This is a genomic window from Labilithrix luteola (assembly GCF_001263205.1).
Lineage (GTDB): Bacteria > Myxococcota_A > Polyangia > Polyangiales > Polyangiaceae > Labilithrix > Labilithrix luteola.
This window is the reverse complement of the sequence record NZ_CP012333.1, coordinates 10848221-10873541: the sequence shown is the minus strand read 5'-3', so window position 1 is coordinate 10873541 and position 25321 is coordinate 10848221. Positions and strand designations below refer to the sequence as shown.

The 25321-nt window shown below is 66.5% G+C and carries 19 protein-coding genes; 5 read left to right on the top strand and 14 right to left on the bottom strand.

From position 1 onward, the window contains the following. Window positions 1-30: 30 nt before the first annotated feature. From AKJ09_RS46820 to AKJ09_RS46795, 6 genes are all read right to left on the bottom strand, one after another. On the bottom strand, window positions 31-399 hold the full coding sequence (locus AKJ09_RS46820) for a Rieske (2Fe-2S) protein (RefSeq protein ID WP_146654359.1): 369 nt from the start codon (window positions 397-399) through the stop codon (window positions 31-33). After that, window positions 396-1409, bottom strand: coding sequence for a fumarylacetoacetate hydrolase family protein (locus AKJ09_RS46815; protein WP_146654358.1), 1014 nt, complete (start codon window positions 1407-1409; stop codon window positions 396-398). Before AKJ09_RS46815 ends, AKJ09_RS46820 begins: the two co-directional genes overlap by 4 nt. A 9-nt stretch (window positions 1410-1418) precedes the next feature. Further along, window positions 1419-2711: a homogentisate 1,2-dioxygenase gene (gene hmgA / locus AKJ09_RS46810; protein ID WP_146654357.1), complete on the bottom strand. Its 1293-nt coding sequence runs from the start codon at window positions 2709-2711 to the stop codon at window positions 1419-1421. Between the two features lie 301 nt (window positions 2712-3012). Then, the gene (hppD, locus tag AKJ09_RS46805; RefSeq protein ID WP_146654356.1) at window positions 3013-4104 is read right to left on the bottom strand and encodes a 4-hydroxyphenylpyruvate dioxygenase; all 1092 of its coding nucleotides are present in this window, start codon (window positions 4102-4104) and stop codon (window positions 3013-3015) included. Between the two features lie 90 nt (window positions 4105-4194). Next, on the bottom strand, window positions 4195-4683 hold the full coding sequence (locus AKJ09_RS46800) for a MarR family winged helix-turn-helix transcriptional regulator (RefSeq protein WP_146654355.1): 489 nt from the start codon (window positions 4681-4683) through the stop codon (window positions 4195-4197). A 21-nt stretch (window positions 4684-4704) separates the two neighbouring features. Continuing rightward, on the bottom strand, window positions 4705-5331 hold the full coding sequence (locus tag AKJ09_RS46795; protein WP_146654354.1) for a hypothetical protein: 627 nt from the start codon (window positions 5329-5331) through the stop codon (window positions 4705-4707). A gap of 64 nt (window positions 5332-5395) precedes the next feature. Between AKJ09_RS46795 and AKJ09_RS46790 the strand changes: the two genes are divergently transcribed. The 5 genes from AKJ09_RS46790 (at window position 5396) to AKJ09_RS46770 (ending at window position 12018) form a co-directional block, all read left to right on the top strand. Then, entirely contained in the window at window positions 5396-7717 is a 2322-nt protein-coding gene (locus AKJ09_RS46790) for a glutamine--tRNA ligase/YqeY domain fusion protein (protein ID WP_146654353.1), read from the top strand. A 121-nt stretch (window positions 7718-7838) separates the two neighbouring features. Then, window positions 7839-8795, top strand: a complete 957-nt coding sequence (locus tag AKJ09_RS46785; protein WP_146654352.1) for a hypothetical protein — start codon at window positions 7839-7841, stop codon at window positions 8793-8795. A gap of 228 nt (window positions 8796-9023) precedes the next feature. Further along, window positions 9024-10463 carry a serine/threonine-protein kinase gene (locus AKJ09_RS46780; protein WP_205633979.1) on the top strand — a complete coding sequence of 480 codons (1440 nt, stop codon included), beginning with the start codon at window positions 9024-9026 and terminating at the stop codon, window positions 10461-10463. Beyond that, a complete protein-coding gene (locus tag AKJ09_RS46775; RefSeq protein WP_146654350.1) occupies window positions 10447-11469 on the top strand; it encodes a tetratricopeptide repeat protein in 1023 nt (340 codons plus the stop codon). The genes AKJ09_RS46780 and AKJ09_RS46775 overlap by 17 nt, the downstream gene beginning before the upstream one ends. Continuing rightward, window positions 11470-12018, top strand: coding sequence for a hypothetical protein (locus AKJ09_RS46770; RefSeq protein WP_146654349.1), 549 nt, complete (start codon window positions 11470-11472; stop codon window positions 12016-12018). It abuts the gene before it with no gap. A gap of 37 nt (window positions 12019-12055) precedes the next feature. On the opposite strand, the gene AKJ09_RS46765 is transcribed toward AKJ09_RS46770, so the two are convergent. From AKJ09_RS46765 to AKJ09_RS46730, 8 genes are all read right to left on the bottom strand, one after another. Then, window positions 12056-14023 (bottom strand): serine/threonine-protein kinase, encoded by a 1968-nt coding sequence (locus AKJ09_RS46765; RefSeq protein WP_146654348.1) that lies wholly within the window; start codon window positions 14021-14023, stop codon window positions 12056-12058. Between the two features lie 111 nt (window positions 14024-14134). Continuing rightward, on the bottom strand, window positions 14135-14740 hold the full coding sequence (locus AKJ09_RS46760) for a hypothetical protein (protein WP_146654347.1): 606 nt from the start codon (window positions 14738-14740) through the stop codon (window positions 14135-14137). Next, window positions 14737-15807, bottom strand: coding sequence for an alpha/beta fold hydrolase (locus AKJ09_RS46755; RefSeq protein WP_205633978.1), 1071 nt, complete (start codon window positions 15805-15807; stop codon window positions 14737-14739). The genes AKJ09_RS46760 and AKJ09_RS46755 overlap by 4 nt, the downstream gene beginning before the upstream one ends. A gap of 61 nt (window positions 15808-15868) precedes the next feature. Then, window positions 15869-16444: a hypothetical protein gene (locus AKJ09_RS46750; RefSeq protein WP_146654346.1), complete on the bottom strand. Its 576-nt coding sequence runs from the start codon at window positions 16442-16444 to the stop codon at window positions 15869-15871. A 23-nt stretch (window positions 16445-16467) separates the two neighbouring features. Beyond that, entirely contained in the window at window positions 16468-19548 is a 3081-nt protein-coding gene (locus AKJ09_RS46745) for a multidrug efflux RND transporter permease subunit (RefSeq protein ID WP_146654345.1), read from the bottom strand. Further along, window positions 19545-22667, bottom strand: coding sequence for a multidrug efflux RND transporter permease subunit (locus AKJ09_RS46740; protein WP_146654344.1), 3123 nt, complete (start codon window positions 22665-22667; stop codon window positions 19545-19547). Before AKJ09_RS46740 ends, AKJ09_RS46745 begins: the two co-directional genes overlap by 4 nt. Next, window positions 22664-23857, bottom strand: a complete 1194-nt coding sequence (locus tag AKJ09_RS46735) for an efflux RND transporter periplasmic adaptor subunit (RefSeq protein WP_146654343.1) — start codon at window positions 23855-23857, stop codon at window positions 22664-22666. The genes AKJ09_RS46740 and AKJ09_RS46735 overlap by 4 nt, the downstream gene beginning before the upstream one ends. Next, complete coding sequence (locus AKJ09_RS46730) at window positions 23854-25263, bottom strand: TolC family protein (protein ID WP_146654342.1); 1410 nt, start codon at window positions 25261-25263, stop codon at window positions 23854-23856. The genes AKJ09_RS46735 and AKJ09_RS46730 overlap by 4 nt, the downstream gene beginning before the upstream one ends. Window positions 25264-25321: the final 58 nt, after the last annotated feature.

The window sequence follows — 25321 nt, the reverse complement described above, 5'->3', positions numbered from 1 at the left end:
CCGCGGGGGAGCGCGCGGCTCTGCAACCTATCAGGCGGTCGTGACGATGCCGTCGAGCACTTCGACAGGCCAGGGCGTGAGCCGGCCGCCGACGCAGGGGCCGCCGAGGCAGTGGCCGTCTTCGACGCGGAAGAGGGCGCCGTGCCACGAGCAGGCGATCATCGACGCGTCGGGCGTCAGGTACTGATCGAGCTTCTGCGCGAGTGGCAGCCCGTGGTGAGGGCAGCGATCGACCCAGCCGCGGACTTCACCGTTCTTGTGGACCAGAAAGCCGTGAAAGAACGCTTCGCCGATCTGGAGCACGACGTTACGTGCTCCAGGATCGGGAATCGACGCCACCGGCACGAGCTTTACGCCCGGCGGCGTCGTGTAGACACGTTTGCGGAGCTCGGTCGTCACCGCACCGGCTCGGCCACGACCTGCTCGATCGCGCCGAAGATCGACTTGCCCGCTTCGTCGAGCATCTCGATGCGCACGCGATCGCCGCGGCGAAGGAAGGAGGTCTTAGGAGCGCCGCCGAGGATGGTCTCGACGGTGCGGACCTCGGCGATGCAGGAGTAGCCGTGGCCGCCGTCCTTGATCGGCTTGCCCGGGCCACCGCTCTCGTCGCGGTTCGAGACCGTGCCGGAGCCGATGATCGTGCCGGCGACGAGGTCGCGCGTCTTCGCGGCGTGCGCGACGAGCGTGCCGAAGTCGAAGGTCATGTCGACGCCCGCATTCGCGCGCCCGAAGTCTTCGCCGTTGAGCGAGACCTTGAGCGGCAGGTGAAGCTTGCCGTCGCGCCAGGCGTTGCCGAGCGCTTCGGGCGTCACCGCCGCCGGCGAGAACGCCGACGCGGGCTTCGACTGGAAGAAGCCGAAGCCCTTCGCGAGCTCGTTCGGAATCAGGTTCCGGAGCGAGACGTCGTTGACGAGCATGACGAGGCGAATGGCGGCCAGCGCCTCTTCGCGCGTCGCACCCTGGCGAACGTCACCGACGATGACCGCGACTTCACCTTCGAGGTCGCAGCCCCACGCTTCGTCGGCGAGGGGGATGTTCTCGCGAGGTGCGAGAAAGCCGTCCGAACCACCCTGATACATGAGCGGGTCCGTCCAGAAGCTCTCCGGCATCTCTGCCTTCCGAGCCTTCCGGACCAGGGCAACGTGGTTCACGTAGGCCGAGCCGTCGGCCCACTGATAAGCGCGGGGAAGAGGGGAAGCGCATGCTGCCTCGTCGAAGGGTTTCTTCGCGCCGTCGCCGCTCTCGAGCGACGCGGCAAGCTTACGGAGGGCAGGCTCGTGCTTGCTCCAATCGTCGAGCGCCGCCTGTAGGGTGGGGGCGATGGAGCTCGCGTCCACGTACGACGCGAGATCGTTCGATACGACCACGAGACGCCCATCGCGTCCCGACTTCAACGAAGCAAGCTTCATCCCTATTCCTCAGCCTTGTTTGGGCAGCTTCGCTTTTTCGAACTGCGACCAGCACGCATCGTAGTCGCTCTGGAGAAGCGAGGTCTCCATTGCATAGCGCGTCGGTCGGATGACCGCGCGGGTCTCGAACATGAAGGCGAGCGTGTTTTCGATCTTGTGCGGAGCGAGCGGAACCTCGACGGCTTTCTGGTAGCTCGCCTTGTCGGGGCCGTGAGCGCTCATGCAGTTGTGGAGAGAACCACCGCCGGGCGCGAAACCGCCGCCTTCCTTGGCGTCGTAAGCGCCGGTGACGAGCCCCATGAACTCGCTCATCACGTTGCGGTGGAACCACGGCGGTCGGAACGTGTTCTCGGCGACCATCCAACGCGGCGGGAAGATCACGAAGTCGCAATTCGCCGTGCCTGGGGTGTCGCTCGGCGACGTGAGCACGGTGAAGATCGACGGGTCGGGGTGATCGAAGCTGACCGTGTTGATCGTGTTGAACCGCGCGAGGTCGTACTTGTACGGCGCGTAGTTGCCGTGCCAGGCGACCACGTCGAGCGGCGAGTGATCGAGCTTGCAGCTCCAGAGCTTGCCCTGGAACTTCTGGATGATCTCCGTCTCGCGATCGACGTCTTCGAACGCGGCCACCGGCGTGAGGAAGTCGCGCACGTTGGCGAGCCCGTTCGCGCCGATGGGGCCGAGCTCCGGCAGGCGGAAGACCGCGCCGTAGTTCTCGCAGATGTAACCGATGGCGCTGCCGTCGAGCAGCTCCGCGCGGAAGCGGACGCCGCGCGGAATCACGCCCACGTCGCCGGGGGCGAGGTCGAGCACGCCCATCTCCGTGAAGAAGCGGACGCGGCCCGACTGCGGGACGATCAAGAGCTCGCCGTCGGCGTCGTAGAAGACGCGATCGACCATCGAGCGCGTAGCGAGGTACATATGGATGCCCACGCCCGTGCCGCTCGCCGCATCACCGTTGCCGGCGTAGGTGACGAGGCCGTCCACGAAGTCGACGCCGCCTGCGGGAAGCTTCGGCGGATCCCACCGAAGGCGGTTTGGCGAGGCGTCGACCTCATTGAACGGACCGCTCCGCAGGAGGCCCTGCGCATACGGTACGAAGGGCGTGTGCCCCGCGCTCGGACGCATGCGGTAGAGCCACGAGCGACGATTCTCGCGCCGCGGAGCGGTGAAGGCAGTCCCCGAGAGCTGTTCGGCATAGAGGCCGAACGGCACCCGCTGCGGTGAGTTACGACCCTCCGGAAGGGCGCCCTTTACGGCCTCGGTCGCGTGCTCGTTACCGAATCCACTGAGGTAGCTCACGGGGACCTCTTCATTCTAACGCTCGAAGTTACCGGGCACGATTCTGCTACGAATTCCGCCGACGCTCAGCGGACCAAGGTGCCGAAGGCGTCGGGGGAAGGAGGCGGTTCTTCTCGCGCGCAGCGCGAGCGCCGCAGGCGACCGCCTCCGCCGGAGGGGAGGCTCAGAACGGAAGGTTCTGAGGGGAACCGGGGGTTCCCTACAGGGCAAGGGCTCAGAACGGAAGGTTCTGAGGGGAACCGGAGGTTCCCTACAGGGCAAGGGCTCAGAACCGAAGGTTCTGAGGGGAACCGGAGGTTCCCTACAAGGAAGTCGTGTCGACCTTGATGACGCCGCGGCGGATCTGATCGAGCTCGATGCTCTCGAACAGCGCCTGGAAGTTGCCGTTGCCGAAGCCCTCGTTGCCCTTGCGCTGGATGATCTCGAAGAAGATCGGGCCGAAGAGGTTCTCGGTGAAGATCTGGAGGAGGAAGCCCTCGTCCTTGCTGCCGTCGATGAGGATCTTGTTCTTGTGCAGCTTGGCGACGTCCTCGGTGTGACCGGCGACGCGGCGATCGATGAGCTCGTAGTAGGTGTCGATCGTGTCCTGGAAGACGATGCCACGCTCGCGGAGGCGCGAGACGGTGCCGTGGATGTCGTCCGTCGTGAGCGCGAGGTGCTGGATGCCCTCACCCTTGTACTGGCGGATGAACTCCTCGATCTGGCTCTTGTCGTCCTGGCTCTCGTTGAGCGGGATGCGGATCGCGCGGTCGGGCGCGATCATCGCCTGCGAGAAGAGGCCCGTCGCCTGGCCCTTGATGTCGAAGTACTTCTGCTCGATGAAGCCGAAGATGCGGTTGTAGAAGGCGGACCACGTGCGCATCTCGCCGCGACGGACGTTGTGCGTGAGGTGGTCGAGGAGATCGAGGCCGACGTTGTTCTTGGCCTCGGCCTCGGCGGCGCCCGGGATCTGGTTCCAGCTCGCGTAGAGGTCGCCCTTCGCGCCGTGCTGGTCGACGAGATAAAGCAAGCTCCCGCCGATGCCCTCGAGAACCGGGATGTCGCCGCCGAGCGCGCCCTTCGAGGCGTCGGCCTGGCGCGCACCGCGCGAGAGGGCGAGGGCAAGGGCGCTCTTCGCGTCGGCGACGCGGAAGGCCATACCGTTGGCGGAGGGGCCGTGGTCGGCGCGGAACTCGGCGGCCTGACCGACCGGCGCGCGGTTGACGAGCAGGTTGATGCGGCCCTGCTTGTAACGCACCACGTCACGCTCGGGGTGGGTCGCGTAGGCGGTGAAGCCCAGCCGTTCCACGATGTCGATCATCTTGGCGGGGTCGGGCGAGGTGAACTCGACGAACTCGAACCCATCAAGACCAAGGGGGTTTTCCGCCACGTCGGTGATGCGCTGCTCGCTCATGTGCTTACTCCTTCAACGCCCTGCCAAAATAGTAACAACTGTTACTAGCTGGACTAGTAACAAATGAAACTACCTCGTGCAAGGCGCGGGTCAGCCGTTCGAGCCGTCGTCGGGCGTGAGCCTCTCCAAGAGGTGCGTCGCCGTGGTCTCGAGGCGCCGGAGTATGCCTTTGAGCGTTTTGACCTCGGCTGCCGTGAGCCCTTCCAGGACCTCGGTCTCGAAGTCGAGCGCGGCAGGAACGACCTGTTTGTAGAGGGTCATTCCGGTCGAGGTGAGCGAGAGCCGGAGTGAGCGCGCGTCCTTCGGATCTTGGACGCGTCGCAGCAACTTCCGCTTCTCGAGCTGCTGCGCGGCGCGGCTCACACTGACCTTGTCCATCTTGGTGAGCCCGACGAGATCTTGCTGCGTGAGCTCTCCGCCTTCGGCGAGGACGGCCATGACGCGCCACTCGACCATCTTGATGCCGAAGAGTTTCTCGTACGACTGCGCGATGAGAATGCTCACCGCGTTCGATGCGAGCGACAGGCGGTACGGAATGAACTCTTCGAGATCGAGCTTTGCTCGGGTGCCGCGGGCCATCAGGCGGGGGTGGTTAGCACGTCAGTCGGGCTTTGCACCGCAATCGCGGGCCGCTTCGAGGAGGACGTGACGATCCTGCTCGACGGCGGCCTTGTCGATTCCGCCGCTATTGACGATGGGCGGCGTGGGGATCTCCGCGGCGGCCTTGCCGATCTCCGCGTTTCCCTTGGCGTTGGCGCACGCTCGACGCGTGCGTTCGACCAGCAAGGCCATGCCCCCGTGGTGGAGGATGGTGGCGCCCGGCGACGTTCCCGATCCGGCCCACGTCGGATCGGCGCCGAGCTTCTCGTTGTCGGCGAGGTCCTTGGCGGCCGCGCGAATGCCCGCGGCCGTTGCGGGCTGCGTGGCCACGCGGTTGAGCAGCACGTCGATCTCGGAGACGTTCGGCGGCTGCTGGAGTCGCTTGATGCGCACGCCATGCGCGAGATCGCCGTAGAGCGGCGTGGGCTCGGCGACGGCGAGCCAGGCGGGCGTGGTGGAAGCGGGCATGGGCACGGGCGCGATTGCCTTGACGCTGCTGGAGGTGGCGGACGCGTTCGGCGCGCTCGTCGCGCCATCGGTAGGCGCTGGGGGCTTCGAGCAAGCCGTGCCCCAAGCGATCGATGGAGTGGCGAGCGCCAAGAGAACGAGGAGCGAGCGGACTTTCATGGGCCGGCCAGCTTACTCCGGTGCTCGCGAAATCTCGGCATTTCGCCTATGTTCGTCGGCTCGCATGTCCGACCCTACGCACCATGAGGGCCCGTCCGACTTCATCCGCGAGATGATTCGCAGCGACGTGGCCGCCGGAAAGCACGGCGGCAAGGTCGTTACCCGGTTCCCGCCCGAGCCGAACGGTTTCCTCCACATCGGCCACGCCAAGGCCATCTGCATCGACTTCGGAGTCGCCAAAGAATTCGGCGGCCGTTGTCACCTCCGCATGGACGACACGAATCCGACCACGGAAGACGTGTCGTACGTGGAGGCGATCCAGCGCGACGTGAAGTGGCTCGGCTTCGATTGGGGCGAGCACATGTACTACGCGTCGGATTACTTCGAGCGCTTCTACGAGCTCGCCGAGAAGCTCATCCGCCTCGAGCGCGCGTACGTGTGCGATCTCACCGAGGACGACTTCTCGCAGAACTACCGCGGCACGATCACCGAGGCCGGCAAGGAGAGCCCGTACCGCAAGCGCACGATCGAGGAGAACCTCGATCTGCTGCGCCGGATGCGCAAAGGCGAATTCAAAGACGGCGAGAAGGTGCTCCGGGCGCGCATCGACATGGCGTCGCCGAACATGAAGCTGCGCGATCCGCCGCTCATTCGCATCAAGCACGCGCACCACTATCGAACGAACGACGACTGGTGCCTGTATCCGCTCTACGACTACGCCCACTGCCTCGAAGACTCCTTCGAGGGCGTGACCCACTCGCTCTGCACGCTCGAATTCGTGAGCGCGCGTGAGCTCTACGACTGGGTCATCAAGGCCACCGAGGTCCCGCACGTTCCGAAGCAGACGGAGTTCGCCCGCCTGAACCTCACCTACACGGTGATGAGCAAGCGGCGTCTCCTGCAGCTCGTCGAAGGGAAATACGTCGGCGGTTGGGACGACCCGCGCATGCCCACCATCGCGGGCCTGCGCCGTCGCGGCTACACGCCGGAAGCCATCCGCGAGTTCTGTGCGCGCATCGGCGTCGCGAAGAACATCTCGACGGTCGACGTCGCGCTTCTCGAGCACACGCTGCGCGAAGACCTCGACGCCCGCTCGCCGCGCGTGATGGCGGTCCTCAAGCCGCTCAAGGTCATCGTCGAGAGCTTCGCCGAGAACGAGACGGAGGAGCTCGACGCTCCCTACTGGCCGGCCGGTACCGAGCCGGCTGCCGGTGCGAAGACGAGCAGCCGTAAGCTGCCCTTCACGCGCGAGATCTACATCGAGCGTGACGACTTCGCGGAGGAGCCGCCGAAGGGCTGGCATCGCCTCGCACCGGGGCAGAAGGTTCGCCTTCGCCACGCGTACATCGTCACGTGCACCGGCGTCGAGAAGGACGACAAGGGTGAGATCGTCGCCGTTCGCGTCACGCACGATGCGGGCACGCGTGGCGGTGTCGCTCCTGCGGGTAAGCGCATCGAAGGCACCATCCACTGGGTGAGCGCCAAGCACGCCAACGACCTCGAAGTGCGCGTCTACGATCGTCTCTTCGTGTCGGAGAACCCGGGCGAGAGCGAAGAGTGGCTAAAGGACCTCAATCCGCACTCGCTCTCCGTCGTCCACGCGAAGGCCGAGCCGAGCCTTGCTTCGGCGAGGGAAGGCGAGCGCTTCCAGTTCGAGCGCCTCGGATTCTTCTTCGCGGATTCGGATTCGAAGGCGGGCGCGCCCGTCTTCAACCGAACCGTCGCTCTGAAGGACGGCTGGGCGAAGGTCGCCGCGAAGACCGATGCGAAGGCACCGGCTTCGAAGACCGAGCCTCAGGCGAAGAAGGCGCCGAAGCCCGCGCAGGCGTCGAGCGCACCCGCGGAGCTCTCCCCCGAGGCGCAGGCGCTCGTCACCGCCCACGGCATCGAAGGGCACGAAGCTCGCGTGTTCGTGCAGGAGCCGATCCTGCGCGCCGTGTTCGACGAGGCCGCCACCACGCTCGACAAGGACACGCTCAAGGGCGTGGCCAGTCTCCTCGCCAACGACGTTCTCGGTGAACTTCGCTCTCGCAAGCTCGAAGCGCTTTCGTTCGGCGCGAAGGAAGCCGCGGAGCTCGTCGGGCTCGTCTCGGCTGGAACGATTTCGACCAAGCAGGCGAAGGACGTCCTTGCCGAGATGGTCACCGGCAAGGAGCGCTCCCCGCGTGCCATCGTCGAGGCTCGCGGCATGAAGCAGATCGCCAGTGCCGACGCGCTCGGTCCGGTGGTCGACTCCGTGCTTGCGGAGAACGGCGACGTGGTGGCGCGTTACAAGGCGGGCAATGCGAACGTGCTCGGCGCGCTCGTCGGCATGATCATGAAGGCGAGCAAGGGCCAGGCGAATCCCAAGCTCGTGACCGACCTGTTGAAGCAGAAACTCGGGTGATTTTCTCGGGCGCGCCGAGGGAGGAGACTGCTCCTCTCGCGGCGTGTCTCGTGGAGCTCTCAGTAGTTTCCTGCGGTCGCGCGAGGGTTTTCGCTGTGCTGTAGTGCGCGGCGAGGACCCGATGATCAGGACGCGTTCGCTCTCCGTCGCTTTCTTTGCCATCACGTCTGCGCTCGCCGCTGCTGCGACGGTGGCGTGCGGAAGCTCCGCGTCGGATCGCTCGTTCCAGGACGGGCAGGACCCTTCCACGAGCAGCGACGGCACGACGCCGTCCGGCAATCTCGTGGGCGACGCCGATCCGTCGTCCAACCCTGCTAAGGACGCATCGGCCGACCACGCCGCTCCGGCGATCGAGGTCGTCTACGCGCACACTGCCAGCACGCTCTACAAGGTCGATGGCAAGACGAACGCCATCACCACCGTCGGTCCCTTCCAGGACTGCAACGACCAGGTCATCGACCTCGCCATCGACAAGGACTCGAACGCGTTCGTCACGAGCTTCAGCGGGCTCTACCGTCTCGATCTCGCGACCGCGAAGTGCTCGCTCGTGAAGTCGGGCGACTTTCCGAACTCGCTCTCCTTCGTGCCCGTGGGAACGCTCGACCCGACGAACGAGGTGCTCGTCGGCTACTTGGGCGCGACGTACGTACGCATCGACACCACGACGGGCGAGACGAAGTCAGTGGGCGGACTGACGGGGGGCTACACCTCCAGCGGTGACATCGTCTCGGTCATCGGCGGCGGAACGTTCCTCACGGTCAAGGGCAACTCCTGTTTCGATTGTCTCGTTCAGGTCGACCCCAAGACCGGCGATCTCCTCCAGAACTACGGGACGCTCGGCCACTCGTCGGTCTACGGTCTGGCCTTCTGGGGCGGCAACGCCTACGGCTTCGCCGAATCCGGCGCGGTGTTCGTCATCAAATACAAGCCCGGCGCCGGCGGCACGGCAGGCTCGCTGCTGGTTGCCGATCTCGCCATCCCTGGCGGCTCGACCGGCATCGCCTGGTACGGCGCCGGCTCGTCGACCGCCGTTCCGGTGACCGACGAAGACGGCGGCACGATTCCCGTCATCAAGTAAGGGGTCGCGACGCGCACCGCGGGGCATGGTCTGCCGCGTGTCCACCCGACCGTTTCGCTCCGAGAATTCGACACGCGCGACGCCGCAAGCGCGAGCACGGACCGTGCGCACCCACCCTCGAAAACCGCTCCGCGGATGTGGGGAGGGCTCCGCCAGACCGTGTGCCCTTCGTATCCCCACGCGCCAATGTGGAGTACGATCGAACACGACTTTCTTCGGCGGACGCACGTGACCGAGCTTCGACCAGGGTTGATGGTGACGCAGACCGTCCGGCTCCTCCGGCCTTTGGGCGAGGGGGGCATGGGCAAGGTGTGGGTTGCCGAGCATCTGTCGCTCCACACCGACGTCGTCGTGAAGTTCATGGCGAAGGAGGTCACGGAGGAAGCCGACGCCCTTTCGCGCTTCTCGCGCGAGGCCTCCGCCGCGGCGGCGGTGAAGAGCCCCCACGTCGTGCAGATGTTCGATCACGGCGTGATGGAGGACGGCGTTCCATACATCGTGATGGAGCTGCTCGAGGGGCAGGACTTGGCGGCCCATCTCGCACGCCACGGGCGCATGGCGCCGACGGACGTCGCCGCGCTCGTGATCCAGGTCGCGAAGGCCCTCCACAAGGCGCATCAGGTCGGCGTCATCCACCGTGACATCAAGCCCGAGAACATCTTCTTGTGCGACGGTGAGGCGGGCGACGTCTTCGTGAAATTGCTCGACTTCGGTGTCGCGAAACGTTCCGAGCGGTCCGCCTCGAAGACGACGACGGGGCAGGTACTCGGGACGCCGTACTACATGAGCCCGGAGCAGATCTTGGGCGAGAACATCGATGCGCGAACGGACATTTGGTCGCTCGGCGTCGTCGCGTTCGAAGCCCTCACGGGAAAGCGACCATTCGACGGGGCCACCGTCGGGGCGATCACGCTCGCGATCCACGCGAATCGTCCGTGCATCTCCGCGCACATTCCCGATCCGAACGGCGCCCTCGACAGATGGTTCGCGAAGGCGTGCGCGCGCGACGTGAGCCAGCGCTTCGCGACTGCGCGAGAGGCGGCGCAGGCGCTGAGTGCGGCGGCGGGCGACCCGAGGGCCTCGCAGGCGCTCATTCGAGCGACGATGACGTCCCTCGTCGGCGAGGGAACGAACCCGTCGATCTTTCTCGGGCCCGATGGCCTCGCGACCGGAGCGGCAGGGGCACCGACTGGCGCGATTGACGAGGGGCGCGGCGAGCGCGACCGTGTAGCGACGAGCCTGTCGGCGACGTTCTCGGTTCCGTCGTCCAAGTCCAGGCGATCACCGCTCGTGTTCGTCGTTGCAGCGGCGGCGGCTTTGGTCGGTATCGTCGGCGCGGCCGCATTCGTCGCGCTTCGAAAGGATTCGTCGGAGACGGCGAAGGCCGCGGCGACCGCCGCGAGCCCTGGAACCGCCGCATCCGCATCGGAGACGCCGGCATCGTCTGCTGCTGCTGCGACGGCCGCGGAGACGCCGGCCAACGGCGCGAACGTAGGCGCCGCCGCGAAGTCACCTTCGGGGCCGACGGCTGGCGATCCCGTCGCCCCGCCGGCAACGAAGAGTGCGGTGTCCTCCGCCAAGGGAAAAGCTGCACCAAGCCAGACGTCCATGGGATCTTTCAAGCCGCGGCCCCCGCCACGGAAACGAGACGATGACGACATCAAGTAGCGGGGCTCGACGACCTGCCTCACGCGGTAGTGCACGCGGACGCGCGCTCGCGCTGGGCTTCGCGGCGCTTTTGGTACCGGCCATCGCGATGGCCGATCCGCCGACTGCCGCGGATCTCGAGTCCGCGCGCGAGGCGTTCCACGACGGACGCGAGCTGCGCCAGAAGGGGGATCTGCGAGGCGCGCTCGAGCGCTTCAAAACGGCCCACGCCTATGGCCAGACGCCCGTCACCGCGCTCGAGCTCGGCCGAACGCACATGCAGCTCGGAGAGTTGGTCGAGGCGCGGGAGGTCTTTCTCTCCGTCGCGCGGCTCAAGGTGATGCCGGACGAGACCGAGAAGAGTGCTGCCGCCCGGACGGAAGCGGCGGAGCTCGCCGAGCAGCTCAGGGCGCGCATCGCGACGATCGTGGTGAAGCTCTCCGGCGTCCGCTCGGACGCTGTCGCGCAGATCACGATCGACGCAGCGTCCGTGCCCGTCGTGTCGCTCGGAACGACGCGCCGCACGAATCCGGGAACTCACCTCATCGTCGCCCGCGCCGACGGGCGAGAGGAAACGCGTAACGTCGAAGTGAAAGAGGGCGAAACGAGCGAGGTCGCGATCGCGTTCGGGACCAACTCGCCCGCCAGCACGGCGATCACGACGGAGCCACAGTCGACCAAGGCCGGCTCGCGCAGGATCAATCCGGTGACGTGGATCGGCCTCGGCGTCGGTGCGGCAGGCATTGCGTTTGGCGGCGTGACGGGGATCATTGCCCTCGGAAAAGCCAGCGACGTGAAGACCGCGTGCAGCGGGACGAGCTGTCCGCCCTCGGCGGAACACACGGTCGATTCGGGCCGTTCGGCCGCGACGTTGTCGACGGTGGGCTTCGCGGTCGGTGCTGCGGGCCTCGCGACGGCCGCCGTCGGATTCTTTCTCCTGTCGAAGCCCACGTCGGCGACGGGGAAAGGTCCGCGCGTGGTTCCCGTCTTCGCCGGAAATGGCTTTGCCGTCGATGGAGTGTTCTAGATGCGAAGCAACCACACCCCTGCACGGGCAGGCACGGGATGGCAGACTGACCGCGTGGTTCGCTTTGCTTGCACCTCGCTTTTGGGGGTCGGCGTCGTCGGCACGAGCGCCTGCGGTCAAGTCACCGGCCTGAGCGATGACTACACATTCGACCTCGACGGCGGGGATGGTCAGGGAACGACGATCGGAGCCGACGGCGGCGATGGCGGGAGCGATGCTTCGTCACGCGACTCCGGCCCCCTCGCCGACGCGTCGTCGAAGTGCCAGGGGCCGACCGGAACGAACGCATACAACGCGCTTTCCGGTGGTGCCCCCGCGTGTCAGGCGTGCCTTGCGGCCCAGTGCTGCTCGGAGGTGCTCTCGTGCTATGCGGGCGGCGGCTCCGATTGTCGCTCGCGGTTCCAGTGCTTGCTCCAGTGCACGGACAAACCGACCGCGAGCGAGCGCACGGCATGCTTCAACGGGTGCAACCCGCTGAGAAACGACTCGGTGAGTCGGGCGATGTCCTCGTGCGCGGACCAGAGCTGCAGGCAGGATTGCGCCTTCTGAAGCGCACTTTCTGGGAACGCGAGAGCTGACGTGAGGTTCAGTTCACGATGAATTTGAAGCCGTAGAGGACGTGGCCTTTGCCGTCCGGACCGACGGCGTTGATCGTGTGTCCAAGCAAGGTGCCGACGACGCACTTGTCGAAGGCGGGGCTGTTCATCGTCGACGACTGCAGGGCGGCGTGCTGGGGCAGCTGGTCGAGGATCTCGAAGTCGACGTAGACGACGCCTTCGGGGAGCGTCTTCAGGCCACCGAGAGTGCGGTCGTAGCACTGGAGGTATTCCCAGGCGCTCCAATCGATGGCCTTGCGGACAACGGCGTCGGCGACGTTGCTGTCGTTCTTGGCGATGCGCGTGAGAAGACGAACCGTCGTTCCACCGGAACGCCAGGTCGTCGCGCGGCCGTTGGATGTGATCGGATCCGAGAAGCCGTCCGAACGCGCACTGCCTCCTTGCGCTGCCGTGAACGACGTGGACGACGCCGCAGGAGCCCAGTCCGGACCCTTGGGTTTCGTCGTTGCCGACGCCGCCGGTACCTTGGTGCTCGCGAGCGAGGACGCACTGGCACTCGGAGCGGCCGACGCCGCCGATACCGCCGGAGCGGCGGACGCTGCCGTTGCTTCCGCTGCGGAGCTGCTCGCGGTGGGAGCGCTCGACGGCGTGGCCGTGGCCGATACCGTGGCGACGATTGCGGGCGTCTCCGCGACCGTGTGCGGTGTCGGAGCTCCTCGGCGTGAGAGGCCCCAACCAACGGCGATGCCGGCGACGCCGATGGCGATCGCGAGCGGAAGCACGACGCTTCGCGCGGGGGCCGCGCTCGTCGTGTTCATCGTGTTCGCCGACATCGGCACGGGGGGCGGCGTCGCGGACATCGACGGCGACGCAAGCAGGGCCGTCTTCGGATCGGAGGCCGGCGTAGGAGCCGCCTGTGGCGGCAGGAGCTGCGTCGGAGGGATCGATTCCTGACCAGGCGATCGTGCCGTCCGCGGATCGACCGTATCGTCGAACGCGCCGCTCCAGGGGGCCGGCGTCTTGCGCGACGATCCCGACGCTGCCTCCGGGGCCGGAAAGAGCGGTCGCATGGCTTGAATGAGCACCGCTGCATTCGGAAAGCGCGCGTTCGGATCGCGTGCCACGCACCTCGAGAACCAAGCGTCGAAGTTCGGCGGAAGGTGGTCGCCTCGCGATTGCGTTTTGGCGCGCTCGGAGGCCGTCGGAAGCGGATCGAGAACGATCTCGCGAAGGAGCTGGGGCGTGGTTCCGTCTTCGGCGTTGGCCGTGTTCCAGTAACTCTTGCCGGTGAGGAGCGTGTACGCGATGAGTCCGAGTGACCAGACGTCGGCCGTGGCCGTCACCGGAGATCGCGTTGCTTGCTCCGGGGCCATCCACATCGGCGTGCCAATCGTGCCCGTCGTCCAACCGAGAGCGGTTTCCGCGAGGAGCTTGGCGATGCCGAAGTCGAGCACCTTCACGGTGAAGGACGCCCCACCGGCACGCCGTGACTTGGCGAGGAAGATGTTCTCCGGTTTCAGATCGCGATGCACGACACCCGCCGTGTGCGCCGCCGCCATCGCGTGGCAGAGCTGCTCGAAGATGGCGAGAACATGATCGTGTGAGAGCGGCCTACGCGATGCGAGATGCGCGCGCAGATCTTCGCCGTCGAGGAGCTCCATCACGAGGTAAGGCGACTGCGTCGCCGCGTCGACACCCGCTGCGACGACCTCGACGACGTGCTCGCTCTCGATGCGCGAACCGATGCGCGCTTCCTGGATGAAACGCTTCTGCGAAGCGTCGTCGGCCGCGAGATCGCGATGCATCACCTTGAGCGCGCGGATCTTGCCGGTGCTCTGTTGCTCGACGCGGTAGACCGCGCCCATGCCGCCGTGGCTCAGCGGCCCGAGTATCGCGAAGTCACCGCCGACGAGACGCGAGGGGGCCGCCTGCGGTGGCTCGAGCGACTCGAGCTTCGGTGACGTAGGACCAAACGCGGGATGATCGGAGCCGGACACGGTCTGGAGTTTCTAGCGCATCGAATGCTTCGTGCACCTCCGAGCGCGATCTTCGCGGAGGAGGGAAGATTCGTGGCACGACGGCCGTACCATCGCGGTGCGTCTCTATTTTTACGGCATCTGGAGTGCCAGCGGCTTCGTCTCGAGCTTGCCGTTCCAGAGGTCCGGCAGCGGCTTTCCGCCGAACAGCTCGTGGGAGGGCTGCAGCGTGCCAATGCCGCCGGGGAATGCATTCATGGTGACCTCGTAGCGCCATGTCACGTCGAAGGTCTTCCCCGAAGGAAGGCGCGGCGAGGGAAACACGGGCTGGGCGAACGAACGCTCTTCACCGGGCGCGAGGAGGTAGAAGTCCTGCTCGGTGTACATCGGGCCGTGGCGAGGCCACTCGGGCACGCTGCCCCCGAAGTTCGAGTCCGACGAGCGCAAATACAGGCTCGATGTCGGCCCGCGGTTCCGATCGTCGGGAACGAGGATGCGCAGCGGGGCCGTAGAGGCGTTCTTGAAGTGGAGCCGAACGTTCCACACCTGGAGGTTTGCACGACCCTCGAAGGGGGTGAGCCGATCATCGGCAGTGAGCCAGATGGAGAGGCGTCCATCGGTTGCCGTCACGTTCGTCGTTGCCTGGGCCTTGGCCGCCGAGCCGGAAGCATCTTGCGTCTTCGCGCACGAGAGGAGCGCGGCGGCCGCGAGGACCGCTGCTACGAACGGCTTCGTCACTTCGGGCCGTCGACCAGGTCGACGAACGCCGCGCGGAAGGCGTCGGGCTGTTCGAGGAACGGTGAGTGGCCGGCGCCCTCGAGCACCACCTCGCGAACGTCGCCTCCAGCTGCACGATAGCGGTCGAGAAGCGCGCGCGTCTGTCCGATCATGGGCTGCGGAGGGCAGGTGTCGTCGCCAGGCCAGCCGGGCACGATGCCCAATTTCCCGAGCTGCGCGAGGTCGAAGAGGCTTGCATCGCCGACGATCGCGTCCTTCTCTCCGCGAATCCAGAGCACCTTCGGCTTGGGGGCGATCGAGGCGAAGGTCGTGAGGTCGAGGTACTTGTTCGAGAACGCGTTCGCGATGCCTCGCGGGCCAGGGGCGGCGCCTGGCCAATTCGCGCTCGCGACCGTGTCGCCCGGGTAGAAGTCGTCGCCGATGCGCGTCGACAGAATCGCATCGACGAAGGCCTCTTCGAGGGCCGGCGCCGGTTCGTAGCGCTCCGGGTTGAAGAAGAACTGGCGGAGGATCGTGCGTGGTGAGCTCTGTTCGCGACCGCGGTCGCCGCTCTGGATCGCCTTCACGAAGTCGGGCGATACCGTTCCTCCGCCCGAGCCGGCGAAGTCGCTCGCGTTCGGCGTTCCTTCCGAACCGTGGTTGCCGCCGAAGCCGCGCGGCGGAACCGGCGCCACCAGCGTTGCCGTGGAGAGCAACGTCGGGTGATCGATGGCGAGCTGCATGATCACGCCGCCGCCCACGCTCCAACCGAGGGCATGCACCTCGCTCGTCCAACCAAGAGCGGTGCACAGCTCGAAGACGTCGTCGCTGAAGTCACGAAGGCCGCGCGTGCCGTCGATGGGCTTGGCCTCCGTGGCTCCGAAACCACGCAAATCAGGGGCGACGACGTGCCACGACTCGGGCAGCGCGCGCATGAGCGACTCGAAGTACACGCTCGTCGATACGTTGCCGTGGACGAGCACGACCCGCCGCGCGGGAGCTCCCGTCGCAGGGCGTTCGCGGAACGAAAGGCGCAGGCGACCGAGGGCGAGCTCGCGGAGGGAAGCCGTCATGGGCATGGAGTTCATCACGCCTCGCCCGCACGGTCCACGCAGCCGCGTGTGACATCGTCCAACCGCTTCGAGGCGGCTATCGCGACGGCGCGGCCTGAATCGATTTGGCGCGCACCTCGGCCGAAGCACGCCATTCACGTGCCCAGGGAACGTGGGCGTCCATGTCGGCGTCGTCGTCCCACGAATAGAGGCGCTTCTGCCCGCGCAGTGGCTCCTTCAGGTCGAGGCATAGATCGAAGGGCGGGGTTTCGTGGCACTCGACGATCTCGAAGGGCACGAGCTGACGCTTCTTGTCCTGAAGGAAGACGAGGTCGAACTTGCTGCCCTGGCGCTCGAACTCGAAGACGTCGAAGGTGGAGCGGAAGCGCGAACCGCGATCTTCGAAGCCGATGCCGCCGGCGAAAAAGACCCAGAATGAAATTTCGTCGGTGCGCGACTTCGGGAGGCGATCGAACCAGGGACGCGAGAGCAGGAGCCGTGCGCTCTTGCTCGAAGGATCGACGTCGTCTCGTTCGTTCATCGCCTCGCGTGCGAGAGGGCGAGAAGGCGCATCGCTCTTGGCGGCGCGCAAGGTGAACGTTGCGGCGAGACCGAGGCTAGCGAGCGTGCCTACGATGACGACGGCGAGAAGCTTCTGCCCGGCGGAGTGCATCCCTCGAGCTTACCGCCGAGGGGTCAGGCGTGGGCCGTTTTTGCAGCTTCGCGACGTCGCTTCGTCAACTTGTCGAGTGCGAGGTAGATGACGGGCGTGGTGTAGAGCGTCAGGGCCTGCGAAAAAATGAGGCCGCCGATGATGGCGATGCCGAGCGGCCGCCGCAGCTCCGAGCCCACGCCTTGCCCGATCGCGAGCGGCACGGCGCCGAGAAGTGCGGCGAGCGTGGTCATCACGATGGGGCGGAAGCGGAGCAGACACGCTTGGGTGATGGCCTGTTCGGGCGAGAGCCCCTCTTCGCGCTCGGCCTCGATCGCGAAGTCGATCATCATGATCGCGTTCTTCTTCACGATGCCGATGAGCAGGATGATACCGATGAGGGCGATGATGCTGAACTCGGTCTTCGTGAGGAGCAGCGCGAGAAGCGCTCCGACGCCGGCCGAGGGCAGGGTCGAGAGGATCGTGATGGGGTGGATGAGGCTCTCGTAGAGGATGCCGAGGACGAGATAGACGGTCACCAGCGCGGCGAGCACGAGATACGGCTCGGACTTGAGCGAGCTCGTGAAGGCCTGCGCCGTGCCCTGGAAATCGGCGCGGATCGATGCGGGCATGCCGATCTCGGCCTCGGCCTCGTGGATGGCCGCGATGGCTTCGCCGAGCGAGCGTCCTGGCGCGAGATTGAAGGAAATCGTGGTGGCGGGGAACTGCCCCTGGTGGCCGATCGACAGCGCGGTGGCACCCGCCTTCGGCTTGATGAAGGAGCGGATGGGCGCGACGCCGCCGCTGGCCGTCTTGACGTAGACCTGCTCGACGGCGTCCGGTCCGACGACGAGATCGGGCTTGGCCTCGAGCACCACGCGATACTGGTTCATGGTCGCGTAGGTGATCGCGACCTGACGCTGGCCGAAGGCGTCGTAGAGCGAGTCGTCGATTTGCTGCATGGTGACGCCGAGGCGTGAGGCCGTGTCACGGTCGACGTTCATCGCGAGCTCGAGCCCGGCGGTCTGCTGATCGGTGTTCACGTCCTTGATGAGCGGGATCTTGCGCAGGCGCTCGAGCACCTTCGGTCCCCACTCCCGGAGCTCTTCGAGATTCGCGTCTTGGAGGGTGTATTGGTACTGGGTTCGCGCCGCACGCCCGCCGACGCGTACGTCTTGGACGGCCTGCAAGTAGACGGTGAGACCTTCGAGCTGGGCGAGCTTCGGGCGGAGGCGGTTGATGATCTCGTCGGCCGGCGCGCGCTTGCCGCGTTTCAGCTCGATGAACATGCTTCCGGTGTTCACCGTGCCGCCACCCGGCCCGGCGCCGATGAACGCGACGACGTGGGCGATGTCCGGATCGGCCATCACGATCTGCGTGGCGCGCTCCTGACGCTTGGTCATCGCCGGGTAGGAGACGTCTTGCGGGGCCTCGGTGAAGCCCATGAGCATGCCGACGTCTTGCTGCGGGAAGAGGCCCTTCGGCACGTAAGCGTAGAGAGCGACGGTGAGCGCGATCGTCGCGAGCGTGAGCACACCGACGAACGTGCGGCGGCGAATGACCCACGAGAGCCCCGCTCCGTAGACGCGGAGGATGAACTCGAAGACGCGCTCCGAGGCCATGTAGAGGCGCCCGTGCTTGCCGGGATCGTGGACGAGCAGGCGCGCGCACATCATCGGGGTGAGGGTGAGCGACACCACTGCCGAGACGGCGATCGAGATGCTGAGCGTGACGGCGAACTCGCGGAAGAGGCGGCCGACGATGCCTCCCATGAGGAGGATCGGAATGAAGACGGCCAGCAGCGAGACCGTGATCGAGACGATGGTGAAGCCGATCTGCTTGGCGCCCTCGAGCGCGGCTTCGAGCGGCGGCTTTCCGAGCTCGATGTACCGCGTGACGTTCTCGGTGACGACGATGGCGTCGTCGACGACGAAGCCCGTCGCGATGGTGAGCGCCATCAGGGACAGGTTGTCGAGGCTGTAGCCGAGCAAGTACATGATGCCGAACGTGCCGATGAGCGACATCGGAACGGCGACGCTCGGGATCGCGGTGGCACGCGCAGAGCGCAAGAACATGAAGACGACGAGCACCACCAAGATCAGGCTGATGACCAGCGTTCGCTCGACGTCTTCCACCGAGGCGCGCACGCTTTGGGTACGATCGAGTGCCACCTCGACGTTGATGGCCGGCGAGATCGACGTGGCGAGCTCCGGCAAGACCGCCTTGATGCGGTCGTTGGTCTCGACGATGTTCGCGCCCGGCTGTCGTCGAATGATGATGAGGACCGCGGGAACGCCGTTGGTCCAGGCCGCGATGCGCTCGTTCTCGACCGAGTCGTCGACGCGCGCGATGTCGCGCAGATGCACCACGGAGTCGCCGCGCGAAGCGACGATCACGTCGCCGAAGGCCTTGGCGCCGATCAGCTGATCGTTCGCGCTGAGCGTGTGCGATTGCGTGTCGCCCTGGAGGTTGCCCTTGGGGCCGTCGACCGTGGAGGTCGCGAGCGCCGTGCGAACGTCGGCCATGGTCAGGCCAAGACCGGCAAGGTTCGCGGGATCGACGCGGACGCGTACGGCGGGCTGCGCCGAGCCGCCGACGAACACCTGGCCGACGCCCGAGACCTGCGCGATGCGCTGCGAGAGAATCGTGGTCGCGGCGTCGGAGACCTGCGCGATCGGGATCGTCTTGCTCGTGAGCGAGAGGATCATGATCGGCGCGTCAGCGGGGTTGACCTTGCGATAGAAAGGACGTGCCGGCATGTCGGCCGGAAGCTCGCCGCCGGCCGCGTTGATGGCGGCCTGAACGTCGCGTGCCGCGCTCTCGACGTCGCGATCGAGCGCGAACTGGATCGTGATGTTCGTCGTGCCGAGCGAGCTCGTCGAGGTGATCTCGCTGACACCGGCGATACGTCCGAAGCGGCGCTCGAGCGGCGTGGCCACCGCCGACGCCATCGTCTCCGGGCTTGCTCCGGGGAGGCTCGCGGAGATCTGGACCGTCGGGAAGTCGACGCGCGGAAGCGGCGCCACAGGGAGCAGCGTGAAGGCCAGCATGCCCGCGAGCAGGATCGCCGCCGACAGCAGCGCCGTCGCGATCGGACGCCGGACGAACGGCGCCGAGAGGTTCATTGGGCCTCCGCGCCGGCGGGGCTCTCGGGATCCTTGTTGCGTTTGAGCACGCGCGTGACCCAGGCGCCCACCTTACCCATGTAGAGGTAGATGACCGGCGTGGTGTAGAGCGTGAGCACCTGCGAAACGATGAGGCCGCCGACGATCGTGATGCCGAGTGGCCGGCGGAGCTCGGAGCCCGTGCCGGTTCCGATGGCCAGCGGCACGCCACCGAGGAGCGCGGCCATCGTGGTCATCATGATCGGACGGAAACGCAGCAAACACGCCTTGTGAATGGCTTCGAACGGCGTGAGGTGCTCGTCGCGTTCCGCCTCGAGCGCGAAGTCGATCATCATGATCGCGTTCTTCTTCACGATGCCGATGAGGAGCACGATGCCGATGAGGGCGATGACGGTGAAGTCCGTCCGGCACACGAACAGGGCGAGCAGCGCGCCGACGCCCGCGGAGGGCAGGGTGGAGAGGATCGTGATCGGGTGGATGGTGCTCTCGTAGAGCACGCCGAGAACGATGTAGACGGTGATGATCGCGGCGAGGACCAGGACGGGCTCGCTGTCGAGGGACTCGCGGAAGGCTTGCGCCGTGCCCTGGAACGCACCGTGGAGGCCCGGCGGGAGATCGAGCTTGGCCTGCACGCGGTGGATGGCCTCGACGGCATCGCCGAGCGAGCCGCCGCGGGCGGCGTCGAAGGAGATCGTGACCGAAGGGAATTGGCCCTGATGGTTCACCGACAGCGGGGCGGGAACCTGCTTCATGTGCACGATGCTCGAGAGCGGGATCTGCGCGCCGCCCGTTCCGGTGACGTAGATGCGATTGAGCGCGGAAGGATCCTTTTGCAGATCCGGCTTCACCTCGAGAACCACGCGATAGAGGTTCAGCTGGGTGAAGATGTTCGAGATCTGTCGCTGACCGAACGCGTCGTACAGGACGTCGTCGATGGCCTGCGCCGTGACCCCGAGGCGCGAGGCCGTGTCGCGATCGATCGCGATGTCGAGGCCGAGGCCCATCGCACCGATGTCGCTCGTGACGCCGCGAAGCATGGGCTCGGCTCGAAGGGCCTCGATGAAGCGGGGCGCCCACGCGGCGAGCTCCTTCGCATCAGCGTCTTCGATGGTGTACTGGAACGGCGTGCGGCTCGGGCGAGCGTCGATCTGCAAGTCCTGAACGGCTTGCATGAACGTGCTCATGCCTTCGATTGCCGCGAGCTTCGACTCCAGGCGCGCGATGATCTCGTTGGCGTCGGCGTGGCGCTTTTCACGCGGCTTCAGCGTGATGGAGAGGCGCCCGCTGTTCGCGGTGGCGTTCGTTCCGTCGGCGCCGATGAACGAGGCCACACTGGCGACGTCGGGGTCCTGCCTCACCACCGTCGCCACGGCCTCCTGGAGCTCCATCATCCGCGTGAACGACACGTCAGGAGGCGCCTCGGTGACGGCCGTGACGAGGCCCGTGTCTTCTTGTGGGAAGAAGCCCTTCGGTACGATCCACGCGAGGCCGAACGTGACGGCGAGCGTGAGGATGGTGACGAACAGCGTGGTCTTCTGGTGCGCGAGAACGATGCGTAGGCCGCGATCGTAGAACTCGAGGGCCCAGTCGAACGCGGCCTCCGAGAACCGGAAGAGACGACCGCGCTCCTCGGGCTTGGGCTCGGGCTTGAGAAGATGCGCACACATCATCGCGGTGAGCGACAGCGAGAGCAGCGCGGAGACCACGATGGCGGAGGCGAGCGTGACGGCGAATTCGCGGAAGAGGCGCCCGACGATGCCCGTCATGAAGAGGAGCGGAATGAGAACGGCGACGAGCGAAACGGTCAGCGACACGATGGTGAAGCCGATCTGTTTCGAGCCCTTCAGCGCGGCGGCCATCGGGGCTTCGCCCTCTTCGATGTAGCGCGCGATGTTCTCGATCATGACGATGGCGTCGTCGACGACGAAGCCCGTCGAGATCGTGAGCGCCATCAGCGTGAGGTTGTTCAGGCTGTACCCCAGCAGGTACATGATGCCGAACGTGCCGACGAGTGACAGCGGAACGGCGATGCTCGGGATGATGGTCGCGCGCACGTTGCGCAGGAACGCGAACATGACGAGGACGACGAGGCCGATCGTGATGACGAGCGTGAACTCGACGTCTTCGACGGACGCCCGCACCGTCTCGGTGCGGTCGCTGAGGACCTTCACCTCGATGCTCTGCGGAAGCGACGCCGAGAGCTGGGGAAGGAGAGCTTTGACGCGATCGGCGACCTGGATGACGTTCGCGCCGGGCTGGCGCTGGACATTCAGGATGATGGCGCGCTGATCGTTCGCCCACGCCGCGAGCTGGGCGTTCTCGACACCGTCGGCGACCTCGGCCACGTCGCGCAGGCGAAGCGGGCTACCGTTCACCCACGCCACCACGATCGGCTTGAACTTCTCGGCGCTCGTGAGCTGGTCGTTGGCGGCAATGGTGTAGTCGAGGCGTGGCCCGTCGATGCTTCCCTTCGCCTGGTTGACGTTGGCGGCGACGATGGCTTGGCGGAGGTTGTCGATCGACAGACCGGTGCTCGCGAGCGCTTCGGGATCGACGCGCACGCGAACGGCGGGCTTCTGGCTTCCGCCGAGCGTGACGAGACCAACGCCCGAGACCTGCGAAATCTTCTGCGCGAGCACGGAGTCGGCGACGTCGTTGACCTGCGTGAGCGGCAGCGACGGCGACGAGACGGCGAGCGTGAGCACCGGCGCGTCGGCAGGGTTGCTCTTGCTGTACGTGGGTGGGACGGGAAGCGTGCGTGGGAGAATGTTCGCCGACGCGTTGATCGCGGCCTGGACGTCTTGCTCGGCGGCGTCGATGTTTCGTTCGAGCGCGAAGACGAGCGTGATCTGCGAGCTGCCGAAGCTCGAGACGCTCGTCATCTGCGCGAGCGACGGCATCTGACCGAACTGGCGCTCGAGCGGCGTCGTGACCGATTCGGCCATCGTCTGCGAGCTCGCACCGGGCAGGTACGTCGAGACGACGATGGTGGGGTAGTCGACCTGCGGAAGCGCGGAGACCGCGAGCTCGCGGAAGGCCACGATGCCCGCGAGAAACAGGCCGATCATGAGGAGGGTCGTTGCGACCGGCCTCCGGATGAACGGCTCGGAGATGCTCATCGCGACGCCTTCGGGGCAGCCGGTGCGCGCGGTGAGACCTTGCTCCCCGGCTTGAGCTGGTTCTGCCCGTCGGTCACGACGACCTCTCCCTCGGTGAGGCCCTTGCCGATGATCGCCGTGTCGCCCTGGACCGAGACGACCTCGACCGGCTTCGGCTGCACGGTCTTCTCGGGGCTCATGACGTACGCGAACGTGCCGTTCGGTCCCCGCTGGACGACCGAGGCCGGCACGACGAGCGCGTCCTTGACGGTCTTCACGTGGAGGCGCGCCTTGACGAAGCCATTCGGCCAGAGCGCGTGGTCCGGGTTCTGGAACGTTGCTTTCAGTCGGATGGTCGCGGTCTGCGCGTTGACCTGGTTGTCGATGAGCTGGAGCTCACCCTGACCGAGCTTCTGGACTCCGTCGCGCGCGTAAGCCTCGACGGCGGGCTTGCCCTGTTTGAGTGCGGCCTGGACCTGATCGAGATCGTCCTGCGGGAGCGTGAAGACGACGGCGATCGGATCGAGCTGCGTGACGATGACGATACCGTTCGCGTCGGACGGGTGGACGATGTTGCCCTGGTCGACGAGACGAACGCCCGTGACGCCGTCGACCGGCGCGCGGATGTTCGCGTAGTCGAGCATCAGCTTGGCGCTGTCGATTTGCGCGTGGTCCGCACGCGTCGAGGCCTCGAGTTGCGCGACGGCGGCTCGCTGGTCGTCGACCTGCTGCTGCGGGATGAGGTTCTGCTTCCGCAGATCTTCGTAGCGCGTGAGATTGAGCTGGTTGTTCTTGAGATTCGCGTCGTCACGCGCGAGTGCCGCCTGCGCGGTATCGAGCTGGATGCGGAACGGGCGAGGATCGACGACCGCGAGCAGGTCGCCCTTCTTGACCGACTGGCCTTCCTGGAAGAGGACCTTCTCGAGGCGTCCGTCGACGAGCGTCTTCATCGTCACGGTGGCGAGCGAGGTCACCGTGCCGAGTCCTTCGCGCATGATCGGAACGTCGTGCTTGGCGACCGTGGCGGTGGACACGGGCACGACGCGATCGGCCGGACCGCCCGAGCCCGAGCCCGCGGGCGCAGCGCCCGAAGTCGCGGCGGCAGTGGCATGCGTATCGGCGTGGGCGCTTCGACGCGCGAGGAAGGCGTAGGTCCCGCCGAGAATGGCGAGGCCGACCACGAGGAAGACGATTCGTTGCGTGAGTTTCATCGTTGCCCCAGCGCCGCGAGCAAGTTGGCGCGTGCCGACGCGAGCTGGAACTGCGCTTGGACCAGCTGCGCGTTTGCGTTCGTGAATGCGATTTGGGCGTCGCCGAGCTCGATGATGCTTCCAACGCCCGCGCCGTAGCGGCCCTCGGCGAGACGGAGTCGTTCGCGGGCGTTCGCCACGGCTTCTTCGGCTGCGATCTTCGAGGCCTTGGCGGCCCGGATCGAGAGCGAGGCTTGCTGGACGTCGACGCGGATCGCCAGCTTCGTCGTGTCGATCTGCGCCTGCGTCGCGTCCAGGTTCGCCTCGGCTTCGCGCACCTGGTTCTTCGTGAGGCCGCCCTGGTAGAAGGGCCACGCGAGAGTCATTCCGACGTTCCACGCGAGGCCGAGCTCGCCGAGGTCGGTCCCCGTCTCGGCGACGCCGCCCGAGGCGGTGAGCGTTGGCCAGTAGGCTCCGCGAATCGATCGGACCGTGAGGCGTTGCGATTCGTTCTGACGCGCCAGGGCCACGAGCTCGGGTCGGTTCTTCATGGCCCGGTCGAAGAGCAGCTCGGGGGCCCCGTCTTCACCTTCGACGGGAGCGAGCTCGTCGTCGCCGATCTCGAAGTCGCCGCCGTCGCTGCCGCTGCCCATGGCTTGTGCGAGCTGCGCCTTCGAGACGTCATAGGCGTTCTGAGCGTTGATGAGCGAAACGCGAGCGCTCGCGACGTCGTTGCGCGCCTGGGCGAGCGCGATCTCCGGCTGGGTTCCCACGGAGACCATGCCTTGGGTCTGCGCGAGGTGCCGGAGCTGGTTCGCGAGCGTGTTGCGCGCCACCGTCTCGAGGTCCTTCTGTGCGCGCGCGGTGAAGTACGCGTTGCGGACGTTCACGATGACCGTCTGCGACGTCGTACGCTGCGTTGCCTCGAACGACTCGACGAGTCGATCGGCCGCGCGATAGCGGTTGTACGTCTGCCCGAAGTCCCAGAGGAGCTGCGAGGCGTTGCCGCCGAACGAGTAGACGTCGACGCCGGCCGAGTTGTTCGAGGTGGCGACCGCCGAAGGCGTTCCTGCAGCGCCGGAGGCCGTCCCTCGTCCGGCCGCTCCGCGGACGCGAAAGTACGAAGCGGTGGCCGTGAGCTGAGGCAAGAGGCCCGCCTTCGCCTGACCCGCACGGCCTTGCTGGGCGCGCGTCTGCGCCATGGCTTGGTGCAGCGTTGGCTGGTTCTGCAATCCGGTCTCCACCGCGTCGTTCAGACGAATCACCGGCCCTGCGGGCGGTCGCGGCGGCACGTCCGGGAACGCGGTCGTGGGGGTCACCGTCGCGGTCGTCGCGGGCGCACTGGATCCAGCGTGCGCCGCACGATTCGCCGGGGCGACCTGCAGGAAGGTTGGAATCGCGAGAAGCGCAGCAAAGGGAGGATGCATGAGCTAACGACGGCAGCTGAGGCTTCGGAGCGAACGCCCTAGTGCTACCGCGTCGTGC